At 64.8% G+C, this 13,084-nt stretch carries 14 protein-coding genes and 2 pseudogenes; 3 read left to right on the forward strand and 13 right to left on the reverse strand.

Annotation, left to right across the window (positions count from 1 at the left end):
* Position 1: 1 nt before the first annotated feature.
* Complete coding sequence (locus tag GDA49_09175) at positions 2 to 217, reverse strand: hypothetical protein (GenBank protein ID MBC6440558.1); 216 nt, start codon at positions 215 to 217, stop codon at positions 2 to 4.
* A gap of 152 nt (positions 218 to 369) precedes the next feature.
* On the opposite strand from GDA49_09175, the gene GDA49_09180 reads away from it, so the two are divergent.
* Complete coding sequence (locus tag GDA49_09180; GenBank protein ID MBC6440559.1) at positions 370 to 693, forward strand: hypothetical protein; 324 nt, start codon at positions 370 to 372, stop codon at positions 691 to 693.
* On the opposite strand, the gene GDA49_09185 is transcribed toward GDA49_09180, so the two are convergent.
* The 3 genes and pseudogenes from GDA49_09185 to GDA49_09195 all read right to left on the reverse strand — a co-directional run bounded on the left by GDA49_09185 (position 694) and on the right by GDA49_09195 (position 2,244).
* Entirely contained in the window at positions 694 to 1,293 is a 600-nt protein-coding gene (locus GDA49_09185) for an NUDIX domain-containing protein (protein ID MBC6440560.1), read from the reverse strand.
* 111 nt (positions 1,294 to 1,404) lie between these two features.
* Positions 1,405 to 1,769 (reverse strand): annotated as a pseudogene (locus GDA49_09190) (macro domain-containing protein).
* Between the two features lie 214 nt (positions 1,770 to 1,983).
* Positions 1,984 to 2,244 (reverse strand): hypothetical protein, encoded by a 261-nt coding sequence (locus GDA49_09195; protein ID MBC6440561.1) that lies wholly within the window; start codon positions 2,242 to 2,244, stop codon positions 1,984 to 1,986.
* 163 nt (positions 2,245 to 2,407) lie between these two features.
* Here GDA49_09195 and ggt point away from each other — a divergent pair, with 163 nt between their 5' ends.
* Positions 2,408 to 3,997 carry a gamma-glutamyltransferase gene (gene ggt / locus GDA49_09200; GenBank protein ID MBC6440562.1) on the forward strand — a complete coding sequence of 530 codons (1,590 nt, stop codon included), beginning with the start codon at positions 2,408 to 2,410 and terminating at the stop codon, positions 3,995 to 3,997.
* Between the two features lie 100 nt (positions 3,998 to 4,097).
* Positions 4,098 to 5,087, forward strand: coding sequence for a hypothetical protein (locus tag GDA49_09205; protein ID MBC6440563.1), 990 nt, complete (start codon positions 4,098 to 4,100; stop codon positions 5,085 to 5,087).
* 8 nt (positions 5,088 to 5,095) lie between these two features.
* Here GDA49_09205 and GDA49_09210 read toward each other — a convergent pair whose 3' ends face one another.
* From GDA49_09210 to GDA49_09250, 9 genes and pseudogenes are all read right to left on the reverse strand, one after another.
* Complete coding sequence (locus GDA49_09210; protein ID MBC6440564.1) at positions 5,096 to 5,473, reverse strand: DUF971 domain-containing protein; 378 nt, start codon at positions 5,471 to 5,473, stop codon at positions 5,096 to 5,098.
* A complete protein-coding gene (locus GDA49_09215) occupies positions 5,470 to 5,661 on the reverse strand; it encodes a Trm112 family protein (protein MBC6440565.1) in 192 nt (63 codons plus the stop codon). The genes GDA49_09210 and GDA49_09215 overlap by 4 nt, the downstream gene beginning before the upstream one ends.
* A gap of 481 nt (positions 5,662 to 6,142) precedes the next feature.
* Positions 6,143 to 6,808, reverse strand: coding sequence for an LON peptidase substrate-binding domain-containing protein (locus GDA49_09220; GenBank protein ID MBC6440566.1), 666 nt, complete (start codon positions 6,806 to 6,808; stop codon positions 6,143 to 6,145).
* A 137-nt stretch (positions 6,809 to 6,945) separates the two neighbouring features.
* Positions 6,946 to 7,851 carry a thioredoxin gene (trxA, locus tag GDA49_09225; protein MBC6440567.1) on the reverse strand — a complete coding sequence of 302 codons (906 nt, stop codon included), beginning with the start codon at positions 7,849 to 7,851 and terminating at the stop codon, positions 6,946 to 6,948.
* 118 nt (positions 7,852 to 7,969) lie between these two features.
* On the reverse strand, positions 7,970 to 8,476 hold the full coding sequence (locus tag GDA49_09230; protein ID MBC6440568.1) for a prolyl-tRNA synthetase associated domain-containing protein: 507 nt from the start codon (positions 8,474 to 8,476) through the stop codon (positions 7,970 to 7,972).
* A gap of 728 nt (positions 8,477 to 9,204) precedes the next feature.
* Positions 9,205 to 11,445, reverse strand: a complete 2,241-nt coding sequence (locus tag GDA49_09235) for a copper-translocating P-type ATPase (GenBank protein ID MBC6440569.1) — start codon at positions 11,443 to 11,445, stop codon at positions 9,205 to 9,207.
* Positions 11,442 to 11,747, reverse strand: coding sequence for a metal-sensitive transcriptional regulator (locus GDA49_09240; protein MBC6440570.1), 306 nt, complete (start codon positions 11,745 to 11,747; stop codon positions 11,442 to 11,444). Before GDA49_09240 ends, GDA49_09235 begins: the two co-directional genes overlap by 4 nt.
* Before the next feature lie 231 nt (positions 11,748 to 11,978).
* Entirely contained in the window at positions 11,979 to 12,176 is a 198-nt protein-coding gene (locus GDA49_09245) for a hypothetical protein (protein MBC6440571.1), read from the reverse strand.
* Between the two features lie 9 nt (positions 12,177 to 12,185).
* Positions 12,186 to 13,035 (reverse strand): annotated as a pseudogene (locus GDA49_09250) (CoA ester lyase).
* Between the last annotated feature and the right edge of the window lie 49 nt (positions 13,036 to 13,084).

Below are 13,084 nucleotides of genomic sequence, written 5' to 3' on the forward strand. Positions count from 1 at the left end.
GTTACTCAATGTAGGTGGCATGACTCGCCGCGGGTGCCGCCTCGGGCGGTTCACCACCCGCGGCAAGCGCAGCCGCCGCAGCGATCAGGGCCTGACACTGCGCGAGATCGAGGCCCTCGCGCATGGCTTTGGTGACACAGTCGCAATAGGCCAGCCCCTTCACCAGCACGACGCCATGCTGGTCGGCGACCACCCGCTCGAACACTGCACGCGTCACGATTCCTGGTTTCTCGACTTCGACGCCAACTAAAAGATCTACCTGGAGAACTACGTCGAGAGTGATCACGTGTCCTCGGTCCATCCAGCCTTGAACGCCGAACTGGTGCCCTGCACCTTCACGACCAAGGCCGGCGGCCTCTACGAGGGTCTGTGGAACTGGACCTGGCCGGCCTTCACATTGTGCTCTTCCACAGCGGCTACGACGTCAGCCGCATCTGCTCGCTGGGCCCGGAGAAGACGAGGGTTCACTTCGACTTCTTCGTCGATCCCGAAGCCGGCCTCACGGATGACCAAAAGGCTGCCACCTCGAAGGGCGTGCACGACCTTGTCGCCGAAGACACGGCAATCAGCGAAGCCGTCCACGCCAATCTCACCTCCGGCGTCTTCCCCGGCGGCTCCCTCGGCGCAAGGCACGAAGAAGGCATCGCCCCACGTGATGGGGGCATGAGGGTGAAGGTGGAGACGACGGGGTGACTACCCCCATGCTGCCCGGATTTCGTCCTTGTGCAAGGCGAGCCAGAGGACCGGAACCACCGTGTTGGCGGCGACGATGCGGCCGTCTTCGACCATGGCGAGGGCCTCGTCGAAGGGCATGGTGTGAACCTTGATGTCCTCGTGTTCGTCGGCGAGGCCGTGGTAACCATCGGCGGTGCTGCTGTCGGCCTCGCCGATGAAGACGTGGAGTTCCTCGGTGACGGCCCCGCAGCTCGGCAGGAAGGCCATGATCTTGCGGAGATGGCCGAGTTCGAGGCCAGCCTCTTCCATCGCCTCGCGGCGGGCGACCTCGTCGGGCTCTTCGCCCGGCTTCATCGCGCCGGCAATCGCCTCGATCAGCCAGGGCGGGGCCGTGGTCTGGATAGCGGCGACGCGGAACTGCTCGACGAGGACGACTGTGTCGCGGGCAGCGTCATAGGGCAGCACACAGGTCGCGGGACCGCGATCGAAGACCTCAATCCCGTGCTCGTCCGACCAGGTGCCGTCGTGCCGTTCGTAGCGCACATGCCAGCGGTCGGCGCGGAAGTAGCCGCTGTAGAGCTCCTCCTTGCGCACGATTTCGAACGTCTTGTCGCTCAAAGGATAAAGGCCCTCCTCGGCCAAAGCGTCCCGGTAGTGCTCGGTATCAGCCGCACCGAAACAGCACAAGGTGACAATGATCGGCGTCTCCGACCGGGTAAAATAGCCGATGACCTCTTGAAGGGCGATGCGAAAGGCACACGCGATGGGAAACCCGTAGACTTCCGGTCGAGATCGAAGGGAAGGCGAACGACGCGAGATCGTGGTCTTCGGCAAGCGCCAGGCTGTTGCGGTAGAAATCGGCCAGAAGCCGGTCCTCGTCGTTTGCGCCGTCGCGCCAGACCGGGCCCACCGTATGGATCACGTGACGCACCTTCAGGCTGAAGCCGGGCGTGATCACCGCCCGGCCGGTGAAGGCAGCCGTCGGTCTGACGGCAGGCCGTCATCAGTTCCGGCCCCGCCGCACGGTGGATCACGCCATCGGCCAGACGCAAACGATGGGCGCTGCGGTAACCCTGCATCATCGGCTCCAGCATGAAGCGGTCCCCCGCCGATGGTCTCGTGGAACAGATCGACGGCGCGGTCGACCGCGCTCTGTGGCCACTGATCGCCCCAGAACAGGAGCCCCGCCTCGTAACGCACCTGGTCGGTGCCTTCGGGCTGCAGGCAGAGGGCTGTAGTCGGCAGCAAGGCCGATACCGCTGCCCGGCTGCATCATCGCCATGATGCAGGTGTTGGACTGGTCCTTTGTCAGGTGCGGATGACGCCGTCGCAGCCGTGGGTGATCACCATCGGCTCTTTCGCCAGCCGGTAGGGCATGAACTGGCCGGGCCCGGCGAGCTTCTCGACCCGGCCGACGCAGTGCCATTCCTTCTTGAAGAGATGCTCGACCTCGAGCGCCAGAAGATCGGGAGCGGTGTAGAAATCCGCGTGCATGGTCCAGGCCCGGTCGTGGCTCGATTGCAGGGTGCCCTCAAGCGCCGCTTTCACCCTGGCAAGCCCCTCGGTCATGACCCTCTCCTCTCCAGAGGCGGCCAGCCTGGCGCCCGGTAATCGGCAGCGTCAAGACGCTCACGGCATCGCGACAGCGACGATGGTGCGCACGCAACCCAAGCTGGTCTATGCTCCGGCCTCTCCCCCTTGTAGGTCCTTCCCCATGGCACGAGCAAAAGCGATGCGCGACAGCTACGCCCCGCCCCGATCCACGGTCTATGCCGAACACGGCATGGCCTGCACCTCGCATCCCTATGCCTCGCTTGCGGCACTCGACATGCTGCGTTCGGGGGGTAATGCGATGGATGCGGTGGTGGCCGCGGCGGCAACACTGGCAGTGGTCGAGCCGATGTCGACCGGCGTCGGCGGCGACGTCTTCTGTCTCTATGCGCCCAAGGGCTCGTCCGACATCGTGGCCTACAACGGTTCGGGCCGGGCGCCGGCGAAGGCCGAGGCCCGGTGGTTCCTCGACAACGGGATCGAGCAGCTCGAGAGCGACAGTCCGCACGCAGTCACGGTGCCGGGCACGATCGACGCCTGGTGCCGGCTGATCGCCGATCACGGCACCAAGGGGATCGACGAAGTTCTCCAGCCCGCCATCACCTATGCGGAAGAGGGCTATACGATCCACCCGGTGGTGCATCAGGCCTGGGTCGATTCCGAGGAGCGACTGGGCAAGGACCAGAACGCCAGGGACATCCTCCTGGTCGACGGCGAAGCGCCGGCGCTTGGTTCCAAACACACCCAGCCGCTGCTCGCCAGGACCATGCGCGAGGTGGCCGCCAAGGGGCGCAACGGCTTCTACACGAGCTGGGTCGCCGACGACATCGTGGCCTATCTCAACGAGCTCGGCGGTCTCCACACTGCCAACGACTTTGCTACCGCCGAGGGCGAATACGTCGAGCCGATCTCGACCGAGATGAACGGCTACCGGGTGTATGAATGCCCGCCCAACGGGCAGGGCATCGTCGCGTTGATGATGATGAACATCCTGAAGGGCTACGACATCGGATCGATGGAACCACTCTCGGCCGACCGCGTGCACCTGACGCTCGAAGCCGGCCGGCTGGCCTTCCGCGACCGCGCCGAATACGTCGCCGATCCTGCGATGGCGGACGTCCCCGTGGAGACCCTGCTGTCTGACCACTACGCCGATATGCAGCGCGCCGAGATCAATCCCTACAAGGCGATGAAGGATGTGCCAGGCCCGCGCCTGCCGAACTCGCCCAGCACGATCTACCTCTGCGTCGTCGACAAGGACCGCAATGCCGCGAGCTTCATCAACTCGACGTACTTCAGCTTTGGTTCATCGCGCGTTGCACCGCGGTCCGGCGTGGTCCTGCAGAACCGCGGCTGCGGTTTCGTCATCGAGTCCGGCCATCGGAACTGCATCGCGCCGGGCAAGCGACCGATGCACACCATCATCCCGGCCATGCTGACAAAGGGCGACCGCGCCATCATGCCGTTCGGCGTGATGGGCGGCGACTATCAGCCTTGGGGGCACACCACCGTGCTGCAGAACATGCTGCTCTGGGGCATGGCGCCGCAGGAGGCGCTCGATCTGCCGCGCTACATGTACGACAACGGCGTCGCGCTCGTGGAGCCGTCGATCCCGGGCCATGTCATGCACGACCTCGCCCGGCGTGGCCACAAGGTCGGCATCACGCCGGAGTCCCACGGCGGTGGCCAGGCAATCTGGATCGATTGGGAGCAGGGCACGCTGGCCGGCGGCACCGAACCGCGCAAGGACGGTATGGCGCTGGGCTACTGATGGTGTTTCTGTCCACGATACGGGCATAAATCTGTTAGCATGTCCCGGAGTTTTTCCGCACGATTGGGCTGATGGCATGGCGTCCGGTGAAGGCGAAGGGGTGAACGATCGGCAACCGTGGTCGGTCAGGGGCGTGGACCGCGAGGCCCGTGACCTTGCCGTGCGCGCCGCGCACGAACGGCGCATGACGATCGGCGAATGGCTTTCCGAAACCGTCATCGAGGCGGCCCGGCGCGATCTTGATGAGCTGGCCGCCGAAGCCGGATCGTCGGGCCTGCCCGCAAAACAGGATCGCACGGGCGAGCTCGCCGGTGCCTTGGGGGCGTTGGTCAACCATCTGGAGAAGAGCGGCGGCCTCCCGGGCGAGCTGGCGAACCGGATCGGACGCACCGAGGCGGTCCTGACCGGACGCATGGAGCAGATCGCAGCGGCGATGTACGGCGTCATGCAGACCGTGGAAAAACAGGGCACGCGCACGGTCGACGGCGACGATGGCGCGCTGGCCGAGCAACAGGCCCGCATGGCCGAACAGATCAGCGCGATCGCCGAAGCCGAGCAACGCCGCGACCAGCAGATGGGCGCGATCGCCGAAGCGCTGACCATGCTGGCAACGAAGGGCGAGACGCCCCAGGCTCCCGCGCCTGCCACACCCGAAACGGACGACGCCGACGATGTCGAAGAACCGCTGATCGTCGACGCGGTCACGGACGACGATGCGCCGCTCGCCTACGGCGACCCTGTCGCAACGGAAGAACCACCGGCACCGGACGAGCGTGACGACAAGTCGCTTTCGGTCGGCGAAACGCCCGAGGCCGAGCCCCTGACAGGCGGCCCCGACGACGACGAGGACGAACCCTTGACACTGTCCGATCCCGTCACGCCGGAACGCCCGGAGCCTCAGTTCGGTCCGGGCCTCGGTGCCTACAACCCGTCGTCGCCGACCTACCAGCCGCGCCACCAAAACCCACGCGCCGAGGAGGTCAACCGCGAGATTCGTGAGTCAGCGTCCTCGCCTCCGGGCATGATGGATGACGATGACGACGGCGGTCGACGGCGGGGCTTTTTCGGCCGGATGTTCCGGCGCGGCTAGAGCGGCAGTCAGGGGTCGCGGCTGAGCCCCTCGGCCTCCAGGCGATCGAGATAGGCCTGCCAAATCGTCACCTGATCACGGCCCAGATCGTAGAGGTAATTCCACGAGAAAATTCCGGTGTCGTGCATGTCGTCGAAGCCGATCTTGATGGCGTAGTTGCCGATGGGCTCGACATTCATGATGCCGACATGGCGACGGCCGGCAATCGTCTTCTTCTGGCCCGCGCCATGGCCCTGGACCTCGGCCGACGGGCTTTCGACACGCAGCAGTTCGGCCGGCAACACGACCTTCGAGCCGTCGTCAAAATCGACCTCGAGAACCTTCTCGGCAGACTTCAGGCGGATTTCGGTCGGCCAGTGGCGTGTGGCTTGGGCATCGGACTTCACGCCTCGTCCCCGTCGATCTTGCGCGCCTCGTCGACCAGCATGATCGGTATGCCGTCGCGGATCGGATAGGCAAGACCCGCCTGCTCGCTGATCAACTCCTGCTTGTCGCGATCATACGTCAGCGGCCCCTTGGTCAGGGGACACACAAGAATCTCCAGCAGCTTCGGATCAACTCCGGCTTCGGTCATGGTGTGATCTCTTCTCTTCGGGCGACAGGTTGCCACACGGGGCGACAGTTAGGGAGGCCACATCCAAATCTGTTCGCGGTCAACCAAAACCTGACACATGCCGATGCTTCTGGAACAAGAACACTCATGATTCAGTTGCGCCGCCTCTCGCACCAAACCGGGTCGATCTAAACAGCAATCTCCCGTTGTTGTTACCATGATCTGAGGATTGAGAGTGCTTGAATGAGATATCCCGATGGAACTGAAGCCAGATTGGGTGATCGTGTGCGATTGCCTAGTGGTGTATGCGGAATTATTGCTCTTTCTTTTAATACAGATAAATAATCTTCAGATTTTTCCCAAGGAAGACTGGAGTTACCTGGCGAGATGTGTAATGATAAAGACGAATCAAGGGGTTCTCATATGCTATGAAGACCCAAATGGAATCGAGGCCCCGGCGCGGCAGCCCTTCGGGCCTGTGCCGGGGTAACAGCTTTTGTCACTACTGCCGCGTCGCTTCGTTCTCGTCGCCTTCGCCACTCATTTGAAGGAGCGCAAGCAACGTCCGGGCGCGGGCGACAAAATCGATCGCTTCGAGCAGCGCCTGTTTTTCCGAGGGCTGGAAGGGGCATACCATGGAAAGTGCGGTGACGAGGCTTTCGTCGTCGGCCTTTTCGATGGCATCCCAGTTGGCGTCGATCTGCTTGCGGCTGAAGAAAGCCTTGAGTTGTGTGATCAGCGTATCACGCTCGATAACGCCGGTGCCGCCGTGGGCCCTCAGGTCGTCGCCGAAATCGGAGAAGTCAGCCTGGACGATCCGGTAGCCGCCGCCGATCGTCGGCAGTTCCCGCTCGAGCCGGAAGCGCGCGACACCAGTGAGCATGACGAGATACCGGCCGTCGTCGGTCTCGGTCATCTGCGTGATGCGGCCTGCGCAGCCGATCGAGAAGCAGTGCGCGGTGCCAACATCAGCCGACTCTTCATCGGGCTGGATCATGCCGATCAGGCGCTCGCCCTTGAGCGCGTCCTCGATCATCGCGACGTAACGCGGCTCGAAGATGTTGAGCGGGAGGGTGCCGCGCGGCAGCAGCAGGGAGCCGGGAAGCGGGAAGATCGGCAGCGTCTGCGGTAGTTCATCAACTGCCCTGTAGTAGGGAATGCCCGTCATGGAGGGATCTGTCCTTACGCCAGTTGCTGCGGGCGGCCCGCAGGGGCGACGGTGCACGGAGGTGCGCCCGCTGTGTATACGGCGAAAGCCAAACGAGCGGATGCGAGCACCCGGCGCTTTAGGGCAAAAAAGGCCAACTAGCTGAACCAGGCGGCACTGAGCTTGCGCCGCCCGTCCACGGTGGCCTCGTCGGTCGGTCCCCAAGCTTCGAAGAACTTCAGCAGTTCGCTGCGTGCGATTTCCTCGTTCCAGTCGCGCTTGATCTCGATGATCGCGATCAGCTGGTCGACGGCCTGCTCGCGCCGATCGATCGCAGCATAGGCCTGGGCCAGTTCGAGCCGGGCTTCGAGATCGGTGCCGTTCGCCGCGACCCGCGCTTCGAGACCCGCGACGTCACCGCCGGCACCCGCCATGAGCTCCAGCTGGGCCTTCACGCCCTGGATCTTGTCGTCGTTGACGATGTCCTCTTCCAGGGTGTCGAGCAGCTGGGTGACATCCTCGGTCCGGCCCAGGCCGATCAGGGCGCGACAGAGCCCGGCAATAGCGTCGGTGTTGTCACCTTCATGCGTCATGACCTGCTGGAAGATAGCCTCGGCCTGGTCGTATTCCTCGGCCTCGAGCGCGGCGTGCGCCTGCTCGAGGGCCTGGTCGACCTGGCTCGGACCGATCTCGCCCGCGACCCGCTCGACGAACGCCTTGATCTGGCTTTCGGGCTGCACGCCGACGAAGCCGTCGACCGGCTGGCCCTGGTCGAAGGCGAACACGGCCGGAATCGACTGCACACGCAGCGCCTGGGCGATCTGCGGCTCATCGTCGATGTTGATCTTCACCAGCTTGACCTTGCCCTGGGACGCCTTGACGATCTTCTCCAGAATCGGTGCGATCTGCTTGCACGGCCCGCACCAGGGTGCCCAGAGATCGACGATGACCGGCTGGGTAATCGATTCCTGCAGAACGTCCTGCTGGAAGCCTTCGGTGGTGACGTCCTTGGCGACCGAGCCGCCCGTTTCGGCAGCGACCTCGCCGCCTTCTCCGATGATCATCGCCATGATTGGTTGCCTTTCTGTCCGGGCCCGGGCCCCGTCCGCGGGATCACGCGTGTGTCGGGATAAACTCTGCGGAATAGATGGCGGATTGGGGCGGGAATCGCAAGAGACGCGGTCAGCCGTCGTCCGATGCATCCACGTTCATGATCTGCGGCTCGTGCCCGCAAGATCGGATGAACGCCAGCAGCGCGTCGGGCGCAAGCGAGGTCGTCGCCTCGTTCGTCAGCGGATGGTAGTTCACGATCTCCGCGCCCATCATTGTCTGGTCCAGGATAACGTTGACCTGCTGCTCAGTGTCGTTGATCAGCGCAAAGGGCGTCACCGCACCCGGGATCACGCCCAGGACCTCGCCCAGAAGTTCGGCCTTGCCGAAGCTCAGCCGCGCCGAGCCGATCTGCCTGTCGAGCTGTTTCATCGAAATCGGCGCGTCGTCGCGCGCCACGACCAGCCACAGGACACCCTTCTTGTCCTTGAGAAAGAGGTTCTTGCAGTGGCACCCAGGTATATGCCCGCAATGTGCACGCGATTCTCCGACCGTGAAAACGGCTGAATGACGATAGGTGGTGTGGTCGATGCCGAGCTCGGCGAGCCGGGCCATCAGGTCGTGTTCTGTCGCAGCCATGGCGCAGGGTTCTACTGCGCTCTGCGCCGCCTGTCTTCCCCCTGAACGTGTTGTGTCCGAACCGTGATCGAACCGTCGATGTCGAAACGGCGTATCATGATATGCGGTAGACAAACGCCAAGCTTGCGGCCTCCAGCGGCACACTTTCGATATGGCGCGAGTGGGCGAGCCGGCGGCAGAAGCCCCGGCGCTGATCGCAGCGCGTCGGCAAGTCCGGCCTCTCACCGTCTGGAGCGACTGCTCGTCTTGGCCATCGCCGTCGATGTTGGGTTTCGGCGGACCGAGCAGCCGGTCAGTATCGCGGTCACCGCCATGGCCAGGCTTGGGCGTATGAGCCCAATACCTCAAGAGCTGCTGCGCCTCCTTCGACAGCTTGATCGCCCGCTCGGGGGACAGGAGAGATAATGGTTCCCTCCTATCGAAACCATCCCACGGCATAGCCCGAGACGATCCCTGTGCGTGGTGTCGCCGTGATGTTGACGCGTGCGCCGTGCAGCACGGACCCCCAGACAGATCGGCGCCGCGCCGAGCGGTATGACGCCGATTTCGGTAAAGTCGGTCGCCGCGACGATCCATGACAGCAGGATATCCTTGCCGCCGGGCTCGCGCAGTTCGGCCTTCATATCGTCGAGCAGATCACCTGGCTGGACGTGCCGGACCGGCATAGTCGCCTCCCCTGCTGACAACCGACTCTCCCCCGGGGTGTTCTCGACGCAAGGGGCTTGGGGTCAGCCAGCGCGGAAGCGGTTGAGGCGCAGCGAATTCGAGATCACGAAGACACTGGAGAGGCTCATGGCCAGCGCCGCCAGGATCGGGGGCAGCAGGATGCCAGCGACGGGCCACAACACGCCGGCCGCCACCGGGATGAGCAACACGTTGTAGAGATAGGCCCACAGGAAGTTCTGCTTGATTGTGCGCAACGTCTTGCGGGCAAGCGCCACGGCACGCGGCACGCCCACGGGATCGCCCACCATCAGCACCACGTCGCCCGCCTCGATGGCGACATCGGTGCCGGTCCCGATGGCGATGCCGACGTCGGCACGGGCAAGCGCCGGTGCATCGTTGATGCCGTCGCCCACGAAGACGACCGTGCGACCATCGCCCTGCAGCGCGGCAATCGCGTTTGCCTTGCCGCCCGGCAGCACCTCGGCAACAACCCGTGCGATCCCGAGGTCGTCGGCCACGGTCTGGGCGGTGATGCGGTTGTCGCCCGTCAGCATGACGGTCTCGATGCCCTGCAAACGCAGACACGCCAGGGCCTCGCGGCTGGTCGGCTTGACCGGGTCGGCGACGGCGAACAACACCGCGAGTTCCCCATCGATCTCCAGGAACACAGCGGTCGCGCCGCGCCTGGCCTGCTCGGCCGCCGCAGCATCGAGCAGATCGGTCGCGACACCACGCGCCGCCATGAAGCGTGCCGAGCCGATCGCCGCTTGACGTCCGCCGACTCTTCCCGTGGCACCCAGACCGGCTTCCACCGCCGCATCGGTCACCGCGCCGGTATCGAGACCTCGCTCGGCCGCCGCGTCGACAATCGCACGCCCGATGGGATGATCGCTGAGCCGTTCGAGTGCAGCGGCTATGGCGAGCGCGCCATCCTCCGTCCAGCCGTCAGTCACGACCGTCGCGACCAAGGCCGGATGGCCTTTGGTCAGCGTGCCGGTCTTGTCGAAGATGGCGACATCGGCCCTTGCCAGCCGCTCCAGCGCCGCCCCCTGGCGCACGAGAAGACCCGAGGAGGCTCCTCGTCCGGTCGCGACCATGACAGCGGTCGGTGTGGCAAGACCCATGGCGCACGGGCAGGCGACGAGCAGGACCGAGACCGCCGTGACGACGGCATAGGAGACAGCCGGTGACGGTCCCAGAACAAGCCAGACCAGGAAGGTGACGGCCGCGATCGCCATGACGACGGGAACGAACACCCCGGCGATGCGATCGGCCAGGTTCTGGATCGGTGGTTTGAAGCCCTGCGCCTCCTCGACCATGCGCACGATCTGGGCGAGCACGGTGTCGCTGCCGACCCGCGTGGCCTCGACCGTCAAGGCCGCGCTGCCGTTCACCGTGCCGCCGGTGACCTCGTCGCCGGGTGCCTTGGCGACCGGCACCGGCTCACCGGTGACCATCGCTTCATCGATATGGCCCGATCCCTCGGTCACCATACCGTCGACCGGGAGACATTCACCGGGGCGAACGACCACATGATCGCCGACGACGATCTCCTCGACCGCAAGCTCCACTTCCTGCCCGTCACGCAGGACATGAGCGGTCGGCGGAGCCAGCTCGATCAGCTTGCGAATCGCCGCCGAGGTGCGCCCCCTGGCGGCATCCTCCATCAGGCGGCCGACCAGGATCAGCGTGATGATGACCGCGGCGGCCTCGAAGTAGGAGTTCGCCGTGCCTTCCGGGAAGAGGTGCGGCGCGATCAGCGCGATCAGCGAATAGCCGAAGGCCGCCGATGTGCCGATGGCGACGAGGCTGTTCATGCCGGGGCTGAGGTTCCGGAGTTCGTTGAAGGCGAGCCGGTACAGGCTGCCCACCGCGAAGACCTGCACGGGAAGTGCCAGCAGGAATTCGACGAACATCCAGCCGCGATGACCCATCACCCGCTCGGTCAGCGCTTCACCTGCGCCCAGGTGGCGGCCCATGGCGATGACGACCAGCGGGATGGTGAAGAAGGCCGCCAGCGCGACCCGGCGCTTCAGGCGGGAGGGCCCGGCCTGGCGGGTCGCCTCGCCGTCGTCGGGCGCTTCTGCCCGGACCTCCTCGACTTCGTAACCCAGCCCGCGCACCGCATCGAAGACGCCGTCGCGCGGCACCAATGCGCCATCGGCCGTCACGCGCGCGCGGTGGGTCGCGAGGTTGACCTCAGCGAGTCCGACGCCGGGGACGGCCAGCAACGTGCGTTCGACCTTGGCGACGCAGCCCGCACAGGTCATGCCATCGATGGTGATGTTGAGCGTGGCGCTCATCTGTACTTCAGCACTTCCATGAGCTCGGCGACGATGGCGTCCTCATCGCCTCGTCTGGCCGCTGTCACGACGTGATCCCTCAAGTGCGCCTTCAGCACGAGATCGCCGACCTTGTCGAGGGCGCCGTCGACCGCCTTGATCTGCTTGAGCACATCGACGCAGTAGACGCTGTCGTCCTCGAGCATGCGCAGGATGCCCTCGACATGCCCGCGCACCGAGAGCAGACGGCGGCGCGCATCCTGGCGCACGTCGTCATCAAGATGCAGGCAACCCAGCTCCGCGTGGTCGGGTTTCGTCTTCATCGCTGCTTTGGCCACATCAACTCCTAATCACCATACCCACCCCACCTGGAGTGGGGTAACGTAGATGTTGTGCCACGTGATCCGCTGAACAAGCCCGCCGCAGTCATCTTGTCATTGTCGGGCCTGACCCGACAATCCATGCTCGGAGCGTGAGGCCAGCGCGATCTGTACGTTCGGAGCATGGGTCATCCGGTCAAGCCGGAGGACAACAACCATCAGGTAGCAACACGTTCAGTGACAGCGAAACACCAGAGCCCGCATCATGCCAAGCGTCGAATCGTCCTTCGGTGCGAGCAGCAGGCCGAGAGCACTGCCGGCCAGCAGCAGGGCAAGCGCGGCAAGCGCGCTGACCAGCACCAGTTCCGCGGTGCGCTGGGCATCGGAATGCGCGGGTGCAACATCGGGCGTACTGTCCACTGGTGCGGCCATGGCTCGAGTTTATCCGACGCGGGCGGCGCGCTCCAGAATCCGTTCCATGGCGCGTAACACGGGCTTTTCGATCAGCTTGCCGTCGATCACGACGAACCCCGTGCCAGCCTCCTCAAAGGCCGCGACGATAGGCCGGGCATGCGCGACCTCATCGTCGGACGGGCTGAAGACTTCATGGATCACCGGGATCTGCTTGGGGGTGGATCGATCCCTTGCCGACGAAGCTGAGGGAGCGACTGGCCTCGGCCTCCGCACGCATGCCGTCGAGGTCCTCAAGGTCAAGCCAGGGAACGTCGATGGCGTCAAGCCCGGCCGCGGCGTCCGCCACCCGGCTGCGGGCGTAAAGCAGCAGCTCCCAAGCGTTCTGAGCGCCGATATCCGACGAAAGGTCGACCGCACCAAAGAACAGCGCCTGCACGCGATTGCTGGCCTTCGCGATCGCTGGTGCGGCCTCCAGTCCCTCGGACGGTTCGATGATGACATGAAGCGTGGTGGCGAGACCCGCATCGTCGAGCAGGCCCGAGATCAGCGCGACCTCGTCGGCCGAGGCCACCTTGGGCAACATGAGCGAGGGCGGGCCGGCCTCGCCCGCCGCGATCACGGCTGCGAGATCAAGCAGGCCGGGATGCGAGCGGATCGTGTTCACCTGCACCACCGTTTCGGCCGCGCCGGCGGCGGGCTTTTCCGCCATCAGTGCCATGGTCTTCTCACGCGCTTTGTCCTTGTCCTTGGAGTGGATCGCATCCTCGAGGTCGATGCAGACAATGTCGGCGCCCGAGGCCACGGCCTTCGGGAACATCTCAGGCTTCAGCCCCGGCATGAAGATGAAACCGCGCCTTGCCCGCGCTCGAACCGCCATCTCCTGTCATCACTCGACACTCCCAGGACGGACCATCATCGGGCCGTCA

It is taken from the genome of Rhodospirillales bacterium, assembly GCA_014323865.1.
In the GTDB taxonomy this organism is placed as follows: Bacteria; Pseudomonadota; Alphaproteobacteria; order SP197; family SP197; genus SP197.

Coding starts and splice junctions, on each gene's coding strand:
- GDA49_09230 (MBC6440568.1), bottom strand. CDS start 8,476: ATGGCTGCGACAGAACACGACCTGATGGCCCGGCTCGCCGAGCTCGGC.
- GDA49_09195 (MBC6440561.1), bottom strand. CDS start 2,244: ATGACCGAGGGGCTTGCCAGGGTGAAAGCGGCGCTTGAGGGCACCCTG.
- GDA49_09240 (MBC6440570.1), bottom strand. CDS start 11,747: ATGAAGACGAAACCCGACCACGCGGAGCTGGGTTGCCTGCATCTTGAT.
- GDA49_09220 (MBC6440566.1), bottom strand. CDS start 6,808: ATGACGGGCATTCCCTACTACAGGGCAGTTGATGAACTACCGCAGACG.
- GDA49_09235 (MBC6440569.1), bottom strand. CDS start 11,445: ATGAGCGCCACGCTCAACATCACCATCGATGGCATGACCTGTGCGGGC.
- ggt (MBC6440562.1), top strand. CDS start 2,408: ATGCGCGACAGCTACGCCCCGCCCCGATCCACGGTCTATGCCGAACAC.
- GDA49_09245 (MBC6440571.1), bottom strand. CDS start 12,176: ATGGCCGCACCAGTGGACAGTACGCCCGATGTTGCACCCGCGCATTCC.
- GDA49_09215 (MBC6440565.1), bottom strand. CDS start 5,661: ATGACCGAAGCCGGAGTTGATCCGAAGCTGCTGGAGATTCTTGTGTGT.
- trxA (MBC6440567.1), bottom strand. CDS start 7,851: ATGATCATCGGAGAAGGCGGCGAGGTCGCTGCCGAAACGGGCGGCTCG.